The sequence below is a fragment of the Candidatus Poriferisocius sp. genome (genome assembly GCF_965208475.1).
In the GTDB taxonomy this organism is placed as follows: domain Bacteria; phylum Actinomycetota; class Acidimicrobiia; order Acidimicrobiales; family Bin134; genus Poriferisocius.
On record NZ_OZ242338.1, the window covers coordinates 3,237,133 to 3,254,965 of the forward strand.

16 protein-coding genes and 1 pseudogene are annotated in these 17,833 nt (G+C 65.1%); 10 read left to right on the top strand and 7 right to left on the bottom strand.

The annotated features are described in order from the left end of the window. Positions 1–13 precede the first annotated feature (13 nt). From ACOGXA_RS15240 to ACOGXA_RS15250, 3 genes are read left to right on the top strand one after another with little or no spacing between them, the layout of a single operon-like run. Positions 14–253 carry an AbrB/MazE/SpoVT family DNA-binding domain-containing protein gene (locus tag ACOGXA_RS15240; protein ID WP_419924701.1) on the top strand — a complete coding sequence of 80 codons (240 nt, stop codon included), beginning with the start codon at positions 14–16 and terminating at the stop codon, positions 251–253. Further along, positions 250–681 carry a hypothetical protein gene (locus ACOGXA_RS15245; protein WP_419924702.1) on the top strand — a complete coding sequence of 144 codons (432 nt, stop codon included), beginning with the start codon at positions 250–252 and terminating at the stop codon, positions 679–681. The genes ACOGXA_RS15240 and ACOGXA_RS15245 overlap by 4 nt, the downstream gene beginning before the upstream one ends. 32 nt (positions 682–713) lie before the next feature. Continuing rightward, positions 714–1,133 (top strand): peptide chain release factor-like protein, encoded by a 420-nt coding sequence (locus ACOGXA_RS15250; protein WP_419924703.1) that lies wholly within the window; start codon positions 714–716, stop codon positions 1,131–1,133. Between the two features lie 140 nt (positions 1,134–1,273). Here ACOGXA_RS15250 and ACOGXA_RS15255 read toward each other — a convergent pair whose 3' ends face one another. Further along, positions 1,274–2,941, bottom strand: a complete 1,668-nt coding sequence (locus ACOGXA_RS15255) for an RNA-binding domain-containing protein (RefSeq protein WP_419924704.1) — start codon at positions 2,939–2,941, stop codon at positions 1,274–1,276. Positions 2,942–3,030: 89 nt separating this feature from the next. Next, positions 3,031–3,948 (bottom strand): 3-keto-5-aminohexanoate cleavage protein, encoded by a 918-nt coding sequence (locus ACOGXA_RS15260; protein ID WP_419924705.1) that lies wholly within the window; start codon positions 3,946–3,948, stop codon positions 3,031–3,033. A gap of 85 nt (positions 3,949–4,033) precedes the next feature. Here ACOGXA_RS15260 and ACOGXA_RS15265 point away from each other — a divergent pair, with 85 nt between their 5' ends. The 3 genes from ACOGXA_RS15265 (at position 4,034) to ACOGXA_RS15275 (ending at position 9,305) form a co-directional block, all read left to right on the top strand. Then, complete coding sequence (locus ACOGXA_RS15265) at positions 4,034–5,383, top strand: MFS transporter (RefSeq protein ID WP_419924706.1); 1,350 nt, start codon at positions 4,034–4,036, stop codon at positions 5,381–5,383. A gap of 73 nt (positions 5,384–5,456) precedes the next feature. Beyond that, the gene (locus ACOGXA_RS15270; protein ID WP_419924707.1) at positions 5,457–7,934 is read left to right on the top strand and encodes an ATP-dependent Clp protease ATP-binding subunit; all 2,478 of its coding nucleotides are present in this window, start codon (positions 5,457–5,459) and stop codon (positions 7,932–7,934) included. 111 nt (positions 7,935–8,045) lie between these two features. Next, positions 8,046–9,305: an N-acetylmuramoyl-L-alanine amidase family protein gene (locus ACOGXA_RS15275; protein WP_419924708.1), complete on the top strand. Its 1,260-nt coding sequence runs from the start codon at positions 8,046–8,048 to the stop codon at positions 9,303–9,305. Between the two features lie 48 nt (positions 9,306–9,353). Here ACOGXA_RS15275 and ACOGXA_RS15280 read toward each other — a convergent pair whose 3' ends face one another. Continuing rightward, complete coding sequence (locus ACOGXA_RS15280; protein ID WP_419924709.1) at positions 9,354–9,716, bottom strand: carboxymuconolactone decarboxylase family protein; 363 nt, start codon at positions 9,714–9,716, stop codon at positions 9,354–9,356. 22 nt (positions 9,717–9,738) lie between these two features. On the opposite strand from ACOGXA_RS15280, the gene ACOGXA_RS15285 reads away from it, so the two are divergent. Together ACOGXA_RS15285 and ACOGXA_RS15290 are read left to right on the top strand one after the other, a co-directional pair. After that, the gene (locus ACOGXA_RS15285) at positions 9,739–10,383 is read left to right on the top strand and encodes a histidine phosphatase family protein (protein ID WP_419924710.1); all 645 of its coding nucleotides are present in this window, start codon (positions 9,739–9,741) and stop codon (positions 10,381–10,383) included. Between the two features lie 226 nt (positions 10,384–10,609). Further along, positions 10,610–11,692, top strand: coding sequence for a glycerophosphodiester phosphodiesterase family protein (locus ACOGXA_RS15290; protein WP_419924711.1), 1,083 nt, complete (start codon positions 10,610–10,612; stop codon positions 11,690–11,692). Positions 11,693–11,814: 122 nt separating this feature from the next. Here ACOGXA_RS15290 and ACOGXA_RS15295 read toward each other — a convergent pair. Both ACOGXA_RS15295 and ACOGXA_RS15300 read right to left on the bottom strand, forming a co-directional pair. Then, a pseudogene (locus ACOGXA_RS15295) lies at positions 11,815–12,669 on the bottom strand (GNAT family N-acetyltransferase); the annotation flags it as partial. 40 nt (positions 12,670–12,709) lie between these two features. Then, complete coding sequence (locus ACOGXA_RS15300; protein ID WP_419924712.1) at positions 12,710–13,624, bottom strand: TIGR03619 family F420-dependent LLM class oxidoreductase; 915 nt, start codon at positions 13,622–13,624, stop codon at positions 12,710–12,712. A 17-nt stretch (positions 13,625–13,641) separates the two neighbouring features. Here ACOGXA_RS15300 and ACOGXA_RS15305 point away from each other — a divergent pair, with 17 nt between their 5' ends. Further along, positions 13,642–15,171 (top strand): class I adenylate-forming enzyme family protein, encoded by a 1,530-nt coding sequence (locus ACOGXA_RS15305; RefSeq protein ID WP_419924713.1) that lies wholly within the window; start codon positions 13,642–13,644, stop codon positions 15,169–15,171. Here the strand turns inward: ACOGXA_RS15305 and ACOGXA_RS15310 are convergent. Further along, positions 15,168–16,220: a DUF445 domain-containing protein gene (locus tag ACOGXA_RS15310; protein WP_419924714.1), complete on the bottom strand. Its 1,053-nt coding sequence runs from the start codon at positions 16,218–16,220 to the stop codon at positions 15,168–15,170. The genes ACOGXA_RS15305 and ACOGXA_RS15310 overlap by 4 nt on opposite strands. Further along, entirely contained in the window at positions 16,196–16,927 is a 732-nt protein-coding gene (locus tag ACOGXA_RS15315) for a hypothetical protein (RefSeq protein ID WP_419924715.1), read from the bottom strand. The genes ACOGXA_RS15310 and ACOGXA_RS15315 overlap by 25 nt, the downstream gene beginning before the upstream one ends. On the opposite strand from ACOGXA_RS15315, the gene ACOGXA_RS15320 reads away from it, so the two are divergent. After that, positions 16,926–17,831 (top strand): formylglycine-generating enzyme family protein, encoded by a 906-nt coding sequence (locus tag ACOGXA_RS15320; protein ID WP_419924716.1) that lies wholly within the window; start codon positions 16,926–16,928, stop codon positions 17,829–17,831. The genes ACOGXA_RS15315 and ACOGXA_RS15320 overlap by 2 nt on opposite strands. The last annotated feature ends 2 nt before the right edge of the window (positions 17,832–17,833 follow it).

The following is a 17,833-nucleotide window of genomic DNA, read 5'->3' on the forward strand; positions in this document are numbered from 1 at the left end:
TACACTGCCGAACATGGCCACCGTGTTGGAATTCCTTGTGTCGTCATCGGGACAGATGTCTCTCCCCGCTCAGGTCCGCCGCCGCTGGAACCTCAACGAGGGAGGCCCGGTCGATGTGCTCGATCTCGGATTCGGTGTGCTCACTGTGCCTCAGGGAGAGGGGCGGCACCTGCTTGGTGACTTGCTTAGCCGCGATGAGCACGCGGCCTTTGTGCGATCGCTGGATGATGATCCCGACCTTGCCACTACATGACCAATACGGTTCTCGACGACCATCTCCTCCGGGATCTGCTGGCGGGTGAGGCAAGCGGCGAGTTGCATCAGATGCTGGCCGACCATCAGCCGGCGACGACCAACATGTACCTCCTGCGGCTGTGCCGGAGCGTGGTGTCTGCTGCCGGTGGGACGCTCACAGGCTCATGGTCGGCCAGCGCCCGTCGGGCACTGGGCCAACAGCTCCTCGCCCTTCCCGAAGACATCGAGGTCGTCCCAATGCGAAGCCTTGCCTTCCGGATGGCCGAGCTTGCCGACGCCCACCGACTTTCAAGCCTTGGAGCTGAGGCGGTGGCAGCCGCGGAGCATTTTGGGGGTCCACTCTGTGTTTGGGTTGGAGATGACGGCCCGGGCATTCGGGCGGCAATGGCCGATCTCGCTGGCGACTATCGCACGATTGCTCGCTGAACAGAGAAGAGCTTGGCGGTAGGGTCGGTGGGGTGGACCGGGTGCTCTCGTTTTCGGGCGGGACGGTGCCGGTGTCGGAGATCGCCTGGCGCTTTGATCCTTCGGGTGGACCGGGGGGCCAGCATGCCAATCGGGCGAATACCCGGGTAGAGGCGACGATCGATCTTGGCGCGGCTGGCGACATGGCTCCCGAAGTCCGCCAGCAGCTGATCGACCGACTGGGCAACGAATTGCGAGTGGTGGTTGACGAAACCCGATCTCAGGCCCGCAACCGCGAGATCGCCCTCGACCGACTGGAGGAGCGCCTTCGCCGCGGGATGGTGACCGCCAAGCCCCGCAAGGCGACCCGCCCGTCACGACGGGCTCGACGGCGACGCCTCGACGAAAAGCGCCGTCGAGCCGAGACCAAGCGGGGCCGAGCCCGAATCGACCCATCCAGCTTTGACCGGTAGCCGCGTTTGATGACTGCCGATGCCGATCGATGCCTGAACGAGTTCAATTCCAGTGCCGTCCGTCTCGACCGCCATTTCACCGTCGTTTCAGAGCTCGGGGTTTTGCGTACCCCGTGGAAGGTCAGGGGACGTCGATGCTGCTATGCGGAGGTGTCAGATGCAAGGAGGTAGCGGGCGGTTCGGCGTTGGCCAGTCATGCGGAGTGCGCCTTCAGCGGCCAATCGTCGTAGCAGGCGAGAGGCTTGGTCTGGGGAAAGTCTACAGAGCTCGGCCGCTTCACTCCTCCCGATAGACCCGTGCTCAGCGGTGTGGGTCAGCACCATTTGTTCTTGTTGGATTGGCGTGAATCCGCGACTGCGCACATATGCGGCTGGCTCACCGATTTCTCGATAGAGCTCAGCAGCCAGGTGATAGGTGCGCCCTCTGCCCTCGCCGCGGGCCTCGAGCAGTCCTCGCTCGACCAGATTGTTTAGTGCTGCTCGTGCTTCGGCGACTGCGATATGCAATAGCTCGGCAGCGCGCTCTGAAGCAATCCGACTTTCAGAGCGCACTTCATGGAGAACTTGGAGAGTTCGAAGGTCTAGGACGTTGTCATCACGCGCCGCGGCCGCTGCGAAGACTGCGAGTTCTCGATCAGCAGCCCCGCCCGGAACCCGTACCTCAACCCATGCTCGATTTGAACGTGAGTAGTCGGGTTGTGGTCGCCCGAGAACTAGCTGGTGGCGGTAGACGCGATTGATGCCCCGGCTAGTGCGTTCAACGAGTCCGGCTCGCTTGAAGGCGTCGGCGATCAGGGGGTTTCGTGCTTGCGGTGGCGCGGTGAGGAGGTTGTTGATTGTGATGCCTTCGGGAAATCCACCCGGGCTGCTGATTGAGAGCGTTGTGTCTTCAACGGCTACGCGGATTTGACCGTTTTGGGAGTAGTCGCGGTGAACGAGGGCGTTGGCAATCAGCTCTCGGATCGCGACCTCGGAGAATCGGGGAAGGCCTAGCCGGAAAAGCCCGTCTTGAACTTCTTCTTCAGGGTTATAGGGCATCACCGCTTCGACCAACTCGAGCATGGCTCTGATCAGTGGTGCTCGCAGGTTGCGGTTGGCCAGAACGGCGTCATGGGAGTCAAGCGCCTGGAAGATGGCAGCGTGGGTGGGAGCAAAAGCATCAAGCACGGTTGGAGTGCCGAACAAGAGGGCTGCACCTAGTGTCGGAGTATCGCTGACAGATAGAAACCCAAGGGCAGACAACAGATCGTTGGCGGAGAGGTTTGCGAGGACCGAATCTCCGCCGCTTGCTGCAAGGTTGCGAAAGCGGTCAAGTTCCGCGGGGTCCAGATCTTCAACAGAGAGATTGGCGAGAGGGAAGGTCGAAATGTCATGCGCCCCCAGCGCACTGGCTCGGGTCTGGATCTCATGAGGGGACATGGGCAGGCATTCGGGTTTTCCGTGCACATCGGTAGCCCTGCGCAAATAGCGGCCCGAGGTCGTCGCGACAACCCTTGACGCCTTGGGCACGTTTATAGCCACGACATCGTTGCTGCCGAGCTGTACAACGCTGACCTCGACTCCAAGAGAAGGCGTGGTCTTGTTGGAGACGAGGGCCACAATCCGCTGGCTATGCGTCGTATTGCCATGTCGGGGTTGGGCACCGATGACATCCCGGTTGTCACTGACGCCGATGAGGAGCCATCCACCGTCGCCGTTGGCAAGGCAAACGACGGCCTCAACGAGTTCGTCGTCGTTTGCGTCGCTCTTGAATTCGACGGTGTATGTCTCTCCTGCTGCGATAATTTTCTCTAGGTCGCTGGGCCCCACAGAGAAACTATAACGCAGTCTTTACGAATTAGAAAAACAGAATAAAAGTGCGTATAGTTTTGTAAACCGTCGTAAAACTCCGCTCTTGGCTAGACGCCGGCGGTTTGGCGGGTGGGGAGGCCGAGAATCTCTACGGCTTGGGTGGAGGTGGCCACGGGGCGGCCCATGTCGGCGGCTAGGGCGGCGACTTCGGCCACCAAGACGTGGTTAGGCCGGGGGCGGTCGCCGGCGTAGTCCTCGTGGCCCACTCGGAGGTGGCCGCCGTGTTCCAGAGCGAGCTGGGGGATCGGGGATTCGATGAGGTCGCCGCCCACCACCGCGGCGAACCAGGGCAGGTCGCAGCCGACCAGTTCCAGCATCTCCAGATAGGCGTCCAGCGCCTTCTCGGTGGGGGGCAGACCGAAGCTGACGCTGTCGCCGATAGCGAAGTAGCCGCCCGGCCCGCCGAAGTAGAACTTCACGAACGAACCGGGGGTGAGCTGGCCGTAGCGCCAATACGATAGCACGTTGCGGAGGAATCCGGGCTCGAAGATGGCGAAGTGCATGCCCAGGCCCAGCCGGTTGCACTGCTCGATGGCCACTTCCATGTCGGCGAAAGAGTTGACATAAACGAAGCTGTCGGGGTCGGGCAGCCCGTTGGCGCCGGCCTTGCCCAAAATCATGGAACCGGGGTCGATGAACCCCAGACGTTGCAATCCCCCTTCGGCCAGGTAGTCCAAGTGGCCGAGCTTCTCTGCCATGTTCTGGCCCCAGCCCAGCGTGGGCAGCACCAGCACGTCGGGGTCGGCGGCTGCCCACGGCTCGAAGGTGGCCCGGTACTCGGCGGCGGCCTCGGCGGCCGGCACCCGCATGTTGGCGATGTGGCAGTGGATGATGGTGGCCCCAGCTTCGATGCAGGCCAACCCCTCGTCGATCAGCTCCTCCCGGCTGATGGGCACATGGGGGTTGCGGTCCCGGGTGGTGGTGCCGTTCAGGGCCACTTCGATGATGACGGGCTTGGTGTCCATGGCCTGAGAGTACCGTCGTGACCAGTGGGGGAGACTAGCGACGCCGACAGATGCCGAGCGGCAATCGGATGATCGGTCTGGACCAGTGAGCCGGGAATGGAAGGCGTTGTGGCTGGTGTCGCTGGCTTCAGCGGCCAGTTCCCTGGACGTGACTTTGATGTTCGTGGCCTATCCGGAGATCCTCGACACGTTCAACGACACCCCGGCCACCCAGGTGTCGTGGGTCATCAGCGGATACAACATCATGGTGGCCGCCCTGCTCATTCCGGCCGGGCGACTGGCCGACCGTTTCGGCCACCGGAGGGTGTTCTTGTGGGCCATCGCCATCTTCATGACCGGTTCAATGGCGGTGGGCCTGGCGCCCAACGCTCCGTTCATGATTGCGGCCCGGTGCTACCAGGCCTTCGGCGGCTCCAGCCTCATCACCTCGGGATTGGCCTTGGTGATGACCACCCTCGGCCCGCAGCGCCGGGCGGTGGCGGTGGGGGTGTGGGCCACGGTGGCCGGGGTGGTGGCCTCGCTGGCCCCCTCGCTAGGAGCGGTGGCCATTGAGTTCGTCTCTTGGCGGGCAGGGTTTTTCATCATGATCCCGGTAGGGGCGGCGACACTGGTCCGTCGCAACCTCATTCCCGAGTCGGCGGTGGACGCCGATGTCGAGTTGCCCGACATGGTCGGGGTGGTGCTGGCCGGTCTCAGCACCGCCGCGCTGGTGCTGGGCATCGTGCAGTTCAACGAGTGGGGGTCGGATGACCCCCGGGTGATCGGGGCGCTGGCGGCCGCGGCGGCAGGGCTGGCCCTCTTCTTGGTCCGATGTCATCGACATCCGGCGCCGGTAATCGACCTTGCGTTGTTCCGAAATCGAGTGTTCGCATCCACCGCGGCGGCGGCCGCGTTGGTCGGTTTGGCGTTCTACGGGCTGTTCCTGTCGCTGGTGCAGTTTCTGCGAGGACCTTGGGAATACTCCACGTTGGCGGCTGGACTGCTGCTCACTCCGCTCACCGCGGTGACCAGCATTATGGGCTACGCCTCCGGCCGGTTGATGGAGCGATTTGGCCACCGGGTGGTGATGGTGCCCGCGGCGGGTTGCATTACCGCGGGTTGTGTGTGGATGGCAGCGATGGCCGGGTTGGACCGGGAGTTGGCCCTGGTGTGGTTTCCCGCGGTTTTGGTGATGGGGCTGGGGATTGGGACTGTTTTTCCTGGGGTCAACAGCGCCATCGCCCACGGCCTCGCCCCCGGTCAACTCGGACTGGCGGCCGGCACCGTGCAAACCGTCATCCGCATCGGTGGTGCGGTGGGAGTGGCCGTGGGGGTGGCTGTGGTCGGGGGTGGGGATTTCGATGACTATGACACGTTCTTCATTTTCCTAGCCGCCTCAGCAGGACTGGCCGGTATGGCCGCATTAGGCATGGCAACGGGCAATAAAGAAAATTGAGTGGAATACCCTCAACTTTTGGCGGTTGTCCATAGAAGAGATAGAGAATTGAGGCAGAGCGAGGAGCACGCCCATGCTTGACCCCAACCGTTGGACGTTGAAGACCAGGGAGGCCTTCAACGACGCCACCGCCATGGCCCAGTCGAAGAGCCATCCTGAGGTGACCCCAAACCACCTGCTGCTGGCCCTCATCGGCCAAACCGACGGCGTGGTGCTGCCGGTGTTGCAGCGCACAGGGGTGGCGCTACCCGACCTGCGGGACCAGACGGAGGCAGCTCTCGGCCAGTTGCCGTCGGCCTATGGAACCGAGGTGCGCACCGCCCGGGATCTGGTCAAGACCATGGAGACCGCCGACGCCGCCCGAACCGAATTGGGTGACGAGTACCTGTCAACCGAGCACCTGATTTTGGCCATGGCCGACCGGGTGGGGGTGGGCCGCAACCGCTTGCTGGAGGCGGTGGCCGAAGTGCGGGGATCGCACCGAGTGACTTCGACCACCCCCGAGGATTCCTACCAAGCGCTGGAGAAGTACGGGCGCGACCTCACGGTATTGGCCCGCGACGGCAAGCTCGACCCGGTGATCGGCCGAGACGAGGAGATCCGCCGCACCATTCAGGTGCTGAGCCGCCGCACCAAGAACAACCCGGTGCTGATCGGCGAGCCCGGCGTGGGCAAGACCGCCATCGTGGAGGGACTGGCCCTGCGGATCGCCGATGGAGACGTGCCCGAGGGGCTTAAGAACAAGCGGCTGGTGGCGCTGGACATGTCGGCCATGGTGGCCGGGGCCAAGTACCGAGGTGAGTTCGAGGAGCGGCTCAAGGCGGTGCTGAAGGAGATCACCGATGCCGATGGCGAGGTGGTCACGTTCATGGACGAACTCCACACCATCGTGGGCGCCGGCGCGGCTGAGGGGGCCATGGACGCTGGCAACATGATCAAGCCCATGCTGGCCCGAGGCGAGCTGCGCATGATCGGCGCCACCACGCTGGACGAGTTCCGCACCCACATCGAGAAGGACGCCGCCCTGGAGCGCCGCTTCCAACAGGTGTACGTGGGCGAGCCGTCGGTGGAGGACGCAGTGGCCATCTTGCGTGGGCTCAAGGAGCGCTACGAAGTCCATCATGGGGTTCGCATCCAAGACGCCGCTTTGGTCTCGGCTGCCGTGCTCTCCGACCGCTATGTGAGCGGGCGGTTCCTGCCCGACAAGGCCATCGACCTAGTGGACGAGGCTGCGTCCATGCTCCGCATCGAGATCGACTCCATGCCCACCGAGATCGACGTGGTGGACCGCCGCATCCGCCAGCTGGAGATCGAGCAGGTGGCGCTGGCCAAGGAGTCCGACGCGGCATCGGCCGAGCGTTTGGGGGCTCTGGAAGAGGAATTGGCCAACCTGCGAGAGGAACTGGCCGGCATGCAGGCCCACTGGCAGTCGGAGAAGGAGGCCATCGGCGCCATCCGAGCGCTGAAAGAAGAGCATGACGCCCTTAGCACCGCCCTTGATCGGGAAACCGACCTGGAGCGGGCCGCCGAGATCCGCTTCGGCAAGCTTCCCGACTTGGAGCGCCAGATCGCCAAAGCCGACGAGCGGCTGGCGGAGCTTCAGGCCGACCGACGGATGCTGAAGGAGGAAGTCGACCCCGACGACGTGGCCGAGGTGGTGTCCCGCTGGACCGGAGTGCCGGCTGCCCGCCTGATGGAAGGCGAGACCGAGAAGCTGCTGCGCCTGGAATCGGTGCTCGGCCAGCGGGTTGTCGGCCAAGCCGAGCCGGTGCATCTGGTGGCCTCGGCCATCCGCCGCAGCCGGGCCGGGCTGTCTGACCCCAACCGGCCCATCGGAACGTTCCTGTTCATCGGCCCCACCGGAGTGGGGAAAACCGAGCTGGCCCGCACGCTGGCCGACTTCTTGTTCGACGATGAGCGGGCCATGGTCCGCATCGACATGTCGGAGTACATGGAGCGCCATAGCGTGTCCCGCCTCATCGGCGCACCCCCCGGCTATGTCGGGTTCGACGAAGGGGGCCAGCTCACCGAAGCGGTGCGGCGGCGCCCCTACGCGGTGGTGCTGCTGGACGAGATCGAAAAGGCCCATCCAGAAGTATTCAACGTTCTCCTGCAACTGATGGACGACGGCCGGCTGACCGACGGGCAGGGGCGCACGGTGAACTTCACCAACGCGGTGCTGATCATGACGTCCAACCTCGCGGTTGACCCCAAGGAGTACTTCCGCCCCGAGTTCGTGAACCGCATCGACGACATCGTGACGTTCGGCGAGCTGAGGCCCGAGCACTTGGGCCAGATCGTCGATCTCCAAATCGATCGCTTGGCCGATCGCTTGGCCGACCGGCGCATCCATCTGGAGGTGGCCCACGAGGTGAGGGCCAAGCTGGCTGCCGACGGCTACGACCCGGCTTTTGGGGCCCGCCCCCTCAAACGGTTGGTCCAGCGGGAGCTGGCCGACCGCTTGGCCGAGGCCGTTCTCAGCGGGACGATCGCCGAGGGCTCTACCGCCACCGCCGGTCTGGATGCCGCCGGTGAGATCGCCTTCGTCTGAATCGGGGCTGCTTTCGGCATTTCTTATGGGTGCTGATTCGTATATTTTCTTGCGGTGCCTGATTCCAGCCTTTGCGGAGGCGCGTTGAACCGCGCTGGCAAGGTGATAGCAATGGTTGCGGCCGGCCTGCTGACGCTGGCCCTTGGCATTGGCGGATTGAGCGCGCAGAGCCCCGCTGATACCGCGTTTACCCCGGCAGACATCGAGGTGCGCGACAATCTGATTGCCGCCCAGGAATCGCTGCTCAACGTGGCTCGCTGCCGATTCGGCGTAGATCTGATGGCAGTGCGGGGCGGCTGTGCCGGCGATCATCCCATCGAGGGGATTTCCCGGCCCGGGCCGTTCGAAGGCGCCCCCAGCCTGGTGGACATCGAGGTGCGCGACGAGCTGATCGCAGTCCAAGAATCAGTGCTCAACACGTACCGCTGTCGCTACGGCATAGATACCCTTGCAGTGCCAGGGGGTTGCGAGCACCATGCCAAGGGGGCTTCGGCTTCTCAATCTCCCGGCGAGCTCATGTCGGCCAGCGAGGCCATTGCCGCCGGAGGCCTTCCTAGGGGGATCATCACCCCAACCGGTGTGACCGTTTCGGTGGTTGGGCGTGACGGCGACAGCTACAGGGTGGTCACTCCCTGCGGGAACTTGGCCACCGTCGGCAATGGGCAGCCTCTGCGGGGCGTGAGGGTGGTGATCGACCCCGGCCATGGGGGTGCTTTCGACATCGGCTCTTACGGGCCGAACGGATTGGCAGAAAAGGATCTCAACTTGACCCTCAGCCAGGCGGTGCTGGACGAGCTGGCCGGCCGCGGCATTATGGCCTCAACAACCCGAACCGGCGACTACGACACCCAGCTCTCGGTTCGCGCTGATTTTGCCGACGCACTGGGAGCCGAGGCTCTGGTCTCGCTCCACCACAACGGCCCCACCTACGCCACCGGATCAACTCCGGGCACCGAGGTGTTTGTGCAATCGGACTCGCAGCATGTGGCCCGCGTCGACTCCGCCCGCCTGGGAGGGCTGCTGCACGCCGAGATAACCGAGGCCCTGAGCCGATTCAAGAACGTGCGATGGAGCCGTGTGTCCAACGCAGGTGTGCTGCGGGTGCTGGTGCCTGCCGGCCGTGACGCCTACGGGATCATCCGCCGCCCCAATCTGCCCTCCGTGCTGGTGGAATACGGATATCTGACCAACCCCTCCGAAGCCGCACTATTTGCCACCGCCGAGTACAACAGCGTGTCCGCCAAGGCCACGGCCAACGCCATCGAGGCATATCTGAACACCACCCGGACCGGTACCGAGGTCAAATCACAGCCCCGGATATACACCCCGCAAGACGCGCCTTCACGCTGCACCGAAGTGGAGTTGGAATAGCGCGGGCTAGGCCGCGGCCGCTTCTGCCGGGTTGCCTCGGCCGGCCTATTACTCGTCTTCGAACTCAAGGCCGAGTTCGGCGGCAACGGTGCGAAGCGCGGTGTAGGCCTGGGCGCTGGCCGGCCAGCCGGCGTAGTGGGCTAGGTGTACTACCCACTCGGCCAGCTCGTCGGTGGTGAGATCGCCCGCTTCGAGGGCCGGCTTCATGTGGAAGGGCAGGATGGCGCCGTTGCCGGTGGCGGCGATGGCGGTCAGCGTGGTGAGGCGACGCTCCCTGCGTCCTAGGCGGGGACGGGCCCACACGTCGGAGAACACCCGCTTGGTGAACCGGAGATACAGGTCGTCGTGGTCGGGGGGATCGTCCAGCATGATGTTGTTCCAGGCGACACGATCGGCTTCTTTGTTGTCCATCAGGGCAGCGTAGGCTGTCGCGGTGCAGATCGCCTTCATCCGCCACGGGCAGCCCGAACGAGAGTGGAATACCGACAAGGTTGCCAATCCCGGCCTCAGCGAGCTGGGTAAGTGGCAGGCCGAGCGGCTGGCCGACTGGCTGGAGCACGAGCCCTTCGATCACATCATCTCCAGCACCAAACGGCGGGCCATCGAGACCATCGAGCCGCTGGCCGCCCGTTTGGGCATGGGCATCGAGCTCGAAGAGGACTTCACCGAGATCGACCGCAACTCCAAGGTGTACCTCCCCACCGAGCTGCTGGCCACTGAGGGCGGGGAGTACTACGAGGCCATCCGGGCCGGGGACCATGCCGCCATCGGCTGGGATACTCCCGAGGAGTTCCACAAGCGGGTGATGGCCGCCTTCGAGCGATTGTGCGAGGCCCACCCCGGCCAGCACATAGCGGTGGCCTGCCACGGCGGGGTGATCAACCGGGTGGTGTCAGAGCTGGTGATGGCGTCGGAGCGGGTCCACCTCCATGTGTCCTACACCGGCATCTGCCGATTGTGGGTGGACGACGACCGCCGAATGCTGATGAGCATGAACGAGACCGGCCACTGCTGCGCCGCCCGCACCGGCGTCACCGGCTCTATGCGCGACGGGGTGGTAGTAGCCCCTCAGTACTAGAGGCTCGCTAGTCGCGGCGAGTCTCCTGGAGAACGCCTAGGATTTCTGCGTGCATCGGTTGCCGAGTACAGCGGCGTCGTTGTCACCTGCTCTCGCATTGTTGGCGTTGATCATGGTGGGAGCGTTGTTGACTGCGTGCGGCGGAGGGGACGAGTCTGTTCCGAGCGCAGAAGTGGCTACTGCTCCACCTGCTTCTTCCCCGACTGAGGTGGTTCCTACTGCGACGATGTCGGCCACACCTGAGGCTGTGGTGGGGGATCGCGCCGAACCGGAGCCGACCCCAGAACCCACGGTGGTCGCCATCCCGGCTGAGCAGCCGACTAGCAAACCGACGCCGGTTGCCGATGACGTGCAGGAGTCTGAAAGCGAGGAAACAGCCTTGCTCCCGCCAGTCCCGACTCCGGCGGCCAGCACGGTTAGCGAGCTGCTGGCATTGGGGCGTCCCCTGGTAATCGGCCACGCCGGCGGTGACCGCTCATGGCCCCACTCCACCATGTATGCCTTCTCCCAGGCGGCCTACGCGGGTGTGGACGTGCTGGAGATGGACTTGCAGATGACGGCCGACCGAGTGTTGGTGGTTCATCACGACGACACGGTCGATCGCACGACCGAGGGAACCGGACGGGTCAGGGACATGACCTATGAGGAGCTTCAGGCGCTCGACAACGGCTATTGGTGGTCGGAGGAGTGGCCCAGCCACGACCTTGCTCCCGAGGCCTACACCTATCGGGGCATTCGCACTGGTGACATTGCTGCGCCCGACGGGTATGGCCCCGACGACTTCCGGATCGAGACATTCCGAGCGGTAGCAGAGGCGTTTCCCGAGCACGTGCTGGACGTGGAGATCAAGACCCCCGCAGGCGACGACGGTGAAGACGACATCGACTTCATTCTCGAGATGGCAGCAGTGCTGGCCGCCGATATAGAGGAGTTGGGCCGCACCGACTCGGTGGTGGTGGTCTCGTTCAGGGACGAGGCGCTGGTCGGGTTCCGAGAGCTGGCCCCCGAGGTGGTTACCAGCCCCGGCCAGGATGCCCTGCCGGCGTGGGCCTTTGCGTCGGTCCCCCTACACCCCAACGACCTCATCTTGCAGGTGCCCCCCTCCTTCAGTGGCCTCGACGTGCTAACCCCCGACCTGCTGGGCAAAGCCGCCGACGAAGGCCTAGCGGTATGGGTGTGGCCCAACGAGGACTATCAAGAACACCCCGACTACTACGCCGAGCTCATCGATTTGCCGGTGGACGGTGTCATCGCCGGCCGTCCTGCCGAAGCGGTGGAGCGTTTCCGAGCGGATGGCGACATCCCCTGATTCAACATTTGAACGTCGGCTTGCCAGCACCCCATTAGGTGTGACTGTTGGAAGCCCATCTCAGTGTTGATGGCCAGCATGGCGGCGTTGCTCTCGGCGTTGCCGGTGCGCAGTGTGGCTACTTCGGGGGCTTCGGCGCGCAGCCGCCTCCACATTGCCGCCTTCATCCAGCGTCCGATGCCCCGGCCCCGGTAGGCGGGCAGCACGACCGTGTTCCACTGCCATGCGAAGGCAGGTCGGAAGCGGTTGAAGAAAATCTCGGTGGCGCCCGCGGCCGACCCGTCAGCACAGACGGCCAATATGCCCAGATAGTCGATACCTGAGGCGTCGCGGGCGTCGAAGTCGGCTCGAAGAGTGACCGCGTCGTAGACGGTATCTGCGATCTCGAGGTCGTCGGTGGGGGCATCGTTCATAGCGTTGGCGGTGGCAACGAGCGCGTCGATGTGCTCGTCGGGGCAGCGGCCCTTCCAGTGCACTAGTCCGTAGTCGTCGGGAGCGGCGTCGATCCAATGGCTCATCAGGTCGGCGTCCACCGAGGCCAGGTCCAAATCGGACTCCTGCTCGGTGGAGCGCAACTCGGCTCCCAGCCCGGTCCAGAATGCATCAGCTTCGGGCGTGCAGTCGCCCCAGGCGATGACCGAGGCTCGGCCATCGGCTAGTGCCATTTTCAGCAGTTCGCTCAACACCGTCGTTGACGCGTCGCTGTGGACTGGAGTTATCTCCACGATTGCCAATGTCGCGTTGGCGGGATCGCAGGGAAGTTCCAAGTGGCCAATGGCGACGGCTCCTACGTCGTCGAACGCCACAATGCGCTCGTGGCGGGCGTTCTCGCTGGCGTTGTCGTCAAACGTGGCCCGCAACTCGCCGGCTGGGGTTACGGGAATCCCCGGGTCGCGGGCGCAGTCCAGCCTCTGCTGAAGTTCCAGGGCGGCCTCGAAGTGGATCCGATCAAGCTCCCGGGCGTTTAGGAACTTCATGATCGGAGCATAAGGGTGGGAATGGACAATGCCTCCGAGGTCAGCGGAGTGCGAGGTGTTCCCAGCTCTGGGCGAGATCGTCGAACCAACCTTGGGCTCGGTCCATGCGCCAGCAGAACAGGGACATGACCACGTTGATGGTGGTGGCGCCGGCAGCAACCCATCGGGGGGCGGCGTCCATGCTGGGCCGGATTGACGGGCGGCCGTTTTCGTCGGTCACGGCGTCGATGTCGCCCTGGATGCCGAACCCGTCGAGGTTGCGGCCGGCGGCGGCTAGGGCGTCTTGGAGTGTGTGTACTCCGTCGGCCAACTCTTGGAGGTCGGCATAGGGGGGCGGGATCCAGCCGTCGGCGTGCTGGACGAGACGGGCCAGATTGTTGGGGTGCAGGGCACCGGCCACCCAGATGGGGATGCCACCGGGCTGGGCGGGCTTGGGCTCGCACCAGATGTTGTCGAAGTTGACGGTGGCTGAGTGATACGAGGCGGGGGAGTCTCGCCACAGCGATTGGCAAGCCGCGATGGTGTCGGTGAGGCGCTGGCCCCGCTGGTTCCAGGGGATGCCGGCGGCTTCGTACTCCTCGCGCTGCCAGCCGGTGCCCACGCCCACCTCCATGCGGCCCTGCGACAGCACGTCCATGGTTGCCAGAGTCTTGGCCAGCACCGCGGCAGGGCGCAGGGGAGCGATGAGGATCTTGGTGCTGAACCGAAGCTGTGAGGTGACGGCGGCCATGTGGGCTATGGAGGCCAGGGGTTCGAGCCAGGCAGTGTCGGGGGGGAAGGGGAAGGGGCCGTAGGGGTAGCGGTCGGTGTGTTCGCCCATGACTACGTGGTCGGTGAGCATTATGCGGTCGACTCCGGCTTGTTCGGCCATCTGGGCGAGGTCGGCGATCTGGTGAAAGTTGTTGTCTCGGAAGATGGGGCCGAACGACGGAAGGGTTACTGACAGCGTGGCCATGCCCTTATTCTGATCGAATGCTCACAGGCGGGACGTTTTGGGGGATGGTGGAGAGGCGGGCGGAGTTGACGCCCGACGCTCCGATGATTGTTGATGATCGGGATCGGGTGCTTTCGTTTGGGGGGTATCGGGAATCGGCGTTGTGGGTGGCGGCGGGGTTGGTTGAGTTGGGGGCGGGGGCGGGGGTTTCGGTTTCTTGGCAGTTGCCGACTTGGACTTCGACGCTGGTGTTGCAGGCGGCGTTGGCCCGGTTGGGGGCGGTGCAGAATCCGATCATCCCGGTTTATCGGGAGCGAGAGGTGGGGTTTTGCATTCGGCAGACGGGGGCGCAGTTGTTCTTGGTGCCGTCGGTGTGGCGGGGGTTCGACTACCAGGCCATGGCGGAGGGGATTGCCATCGAGGTCGACGGGCTGGACGTTGTGGTGTGCGATGGAGAACTGCCCACCGGGGATCCGTCGGTGCTGGACGACATTCCTGCCCCGCAGGACGCCGAGGAAATCCGGTGGGTGTATTACACGTCGGGCACAACGTCGAACCCCAAGGGTGCTCGTCATTGCGATACCTCGGTGATGGCGTCGGGGATTGCCATGGTGGAGCGCCAGCACGTCACGGCCGACGACAAGTTCGGGCTGGCCTTTCCGTTTGCCCACATCGGCGGAGTGTCCAACCTGTCGGTGTCGTTGAGCTCGGGCTGCACCCTGGTGATCGCCGAGACGTTCGACCCGGCGGGGACCACTGCGTTGTTCGCCCGCCACGGCGTCACCCTGGTGGGCGGGGGTCCGGCCTTTTTCATGGCGTTCTTGGCCGAGCAGCGCAAGCAGCCCGGTGAGCCGATCCTGCCTCAGCTCCGGCTCTGCTCGGGGGGAGGAGCCCCTATGCCTGGGTCTCAGCATTACGAGGTGATGGCCGAGATGGGCGGGCAGGGGTGCGGCCACGCCTGGGGTATGACCGAGGCGCCGATCATCGCCCAGAACACTCCTGACGACCCCGACGAGAAGCTGGCGGAGACCGAGGGCCGACCGCTGGCCGGGGCGGAGATCAAGGTGGTGGGCTTCGACGGCGGCCCGGCCGAGGTCGGCGTAGAGGGGGAGTTGTGGATCAGGGGGCCCATGGTGTGTCGGGGCTACATGGACGAGGCGCTGACCGCCGCCTCGTTCGACGGGGACTGGTTCCACACCGGCGATGTGGGTCGTCTGGACGCCGACGGGTACGTGACGCTCACCGGCCGAGTGAAAGACATCATCATCCGCAAAGGGGAGAACATCTCGGCCACCGAGATCGAGGACCTGCTGTTCGCCCACCCCAAGGTGTTGGACGCCGGGGTGATCGGCCTGCCCGACGAAGAGCGAGGCGAGCGAGTGTGCGCGGTAGTGGAGCTGGCTACTGGAGCAGACGGCCTTACTTTGGCCGAGGTGGGGGGCCACTTCCGGTCGTCAGGGATCATGCCCCAGAAGATCCCCGAGCAGCTAGAGATCGTGGACTCGCTGCCCCGCAATGCGACCGGGAAGGTGCTGAAGCACGAGCTGCGGGCTCAGTTCAGCGACTAGAGCACCTGCTTGATTCCGTGGATGGTTAGGCCGGCTAGGGCGCCTATGAGAGTGCCGTTGATGCGGATGAACTGGAGGTCGCGGCCTACTCGGCGTTCGATGCGGGTGCTGGTGTCGTCGGCGTCCCAGCGGGCCACGGTGGTGCCGATCACGTTGGCCACCTCGGCTTGGGCATGACGGGCCAGCAAGCTCATTGCCGAGACGAGCCACCTGTCGACCCGGTTCTGAAGGGTGGATTCGGATTGCAACGACTGTCCGACTCGGACCAGGGCGGCCTCTACCCGGGTGCCTAGTGCCGAATTTGCTTGGAGTCGTTGGCTGTAGCTTCGCAGTCCGGCGTCGATGCGCAGGCGCAACTCGTGCTCGGGATCGTCGGCCATATCGGCCAGCACTCCGCGCACCCCCCGATGGAGTCGGTTGAAGATGTGGTGGTCGAGCACCTTGGGGGTATAGATGGGGGCTTCTTCGACGATGCGGTCCCTCAGTACGTCGTGGTTGTCCACCAGGAAGCGGTCGGCCCGCTCCACGGCGGCGTCCACCATGGAGCGGTGGTGCCCGCCGTCCACCAGCGATTCCAGCAGGCGGCCCACGGCGGGAGCCGATACCAGCCCAGTGTCTCCCTCGGCAGCTAGCCATCGCCCCAGAGCCTCGGCGGGCGCCCGATCGGCCACCCAGCGGGCCAGGTCGTCGGGGTCGAAGAAGTTGTCCTGCACGAACTCGCCCAGGCTGGCGCCGATGGCGTCTTTGCGCCGGGGGATGATGGCGGTGTGGGGGATGGGGATGCCCAGGGGGTGTTTGAACAGGGCGGTCACTGCAAACCAGTCGGCCAACCCGCCGATCATGGCGGCCTCGGCGGCAGCTTCCACGTAGCCGGCCCAGCCGTTGCCGTCGGTGAGCAGGCGAATGACCACGAATAGGGCGGCGGCCGCTAGCAGTAGGCCGGTGGCCCGGCGCTTGGCGCGGCGAAGCGACGGGGAGTCCCCGGTGGCCCGCCGCTTGGTTCCCCTATGGGAGGCCGGGTCGCTCAGGCGACCGTTTGGGGCATCCATGACCCGCGGATCTGCTCAGCCCACGGGTAGCGCAGCGGCTCGATGAGTTGGAACGGCCCGTCCATGCCGACATCGGTGGTGGCGGGCCGGGAGGGGGTGGCGGCCCGCAGTGCGGGTACCACCTCGTTGGGATCGCCCTCGATCATGTGCAGGTCGATAGCGGTGTCGGGGGCGAATCGGGAGGTGAACGACACCACCGCATGCACACCGTCGACAGCCACCGCGGCAGGGGCGTATACGTCGCGGTGCCAATTCTGGTCGCCCAGGCCTCGGCGCAGCACCATGTGGAGGTTGGTGTGGGACATGTGGGGGATGTCGCCGGGGTCGGCCTTCAGGGCCGGATCAGCCACCGCCCAATCGAGGGCCAGGGCGTCGCCCAGCCTCACGGCCTTCTTCTCGTCGGGGAACATCCGGTCGGCTTCTACCAGCACTTCTCGGTACTCGGTCATGGTGGCCATCACCCCGTCCACGTCTCCGCACAGCCAGTAGACCGTGAGAAATGCGCTTCGGCCCTCCGAGAAGGCCTCGTCGCAGCCGTCGGGTCGCAGCGCCTGGTGGCTGGGCGGGGCCACATAGCGGCGACCGTGCATCACATCGGGGAGGGCGATGTTGGGAGGCAGATGCTCGAGGTCGTACCAGCGGTTCCAGCCCTCGATGGCGTCGGCGTCGCAGTCGAGGCCGGCGAAGATGATTCCGGTTGTCTTCATGGATTCATGGTATGACCCTGAGGTGGAGTTTGTAGCGCTGGCCGGCGGGTCGTTCCTGATGGGCACCGACGAGGTGTGGTTCGAAGGCGATGGCGAGGGACCGGTGCGCGAGGTGGTGCTGAGGCCCTACCAGATCGCGGCCACCGCGGTGACCAACGCCGAGTTTGCCGCCTTCGTGGAAGCCACCGCGCACGTGACCATCGCCGAGCGGGAGGGATGGTCGTTCGTGTTCGGCGGGTTGCTGCCCGACGACTTCCAGCCCACCCGAGGGGTGGTGGGTGCCGAGTGGTGGCGGCAGGTGGAAGGGGCCTGTTGGTCCCGGCCCGAAGGGCCACAGTCGGCGGTGGAGGAACGGGGCGACCACCCGGCGGTCCATGTGTCGTGGTTTGACGCCGCCGCGTGCGCGGGTTGGTACGGGGCCCGGCTGCCCACCGAGGCCGAGTGGGAGCATGCCGCTCGGGGCGGGCTGGAGCAGGCCCGGCTGCCTTGGGGCGACGAGCTGTGTCCCGACGGGGTGCCCCGGCTGAACATCTGGGAGGGCGAGTTCCCCAGCCACAACACCGCCGAGGACGGCTACGTGGGCACTGCCCCGGTGGACGAGTACCAGCCCAACGGGTTCGGCCTCTATAACTGCTCGGGCAACGTGTGGGAGTGGTGCGCTGACTGGTTCGAAAACCGGTTCCCCTCCGAGAGGCCGCTAGTCGATCCGATGGGACCTCCCCAGGGCCGGGTCAGGGCCATCCGGGGCGGGTCGTACCTGTGCCACGATTCCTACTGCAACCGGTATCGGGTGGCCGCCCGCCACGCCAACGGCCCCGATTCCACCACCGGGCACATGGGATTCCGGCTGGCCGCCGACGCCGAGGCCGAGGTCGGCCCCAGTGTCGGCTCCAAGATGCGCTGATC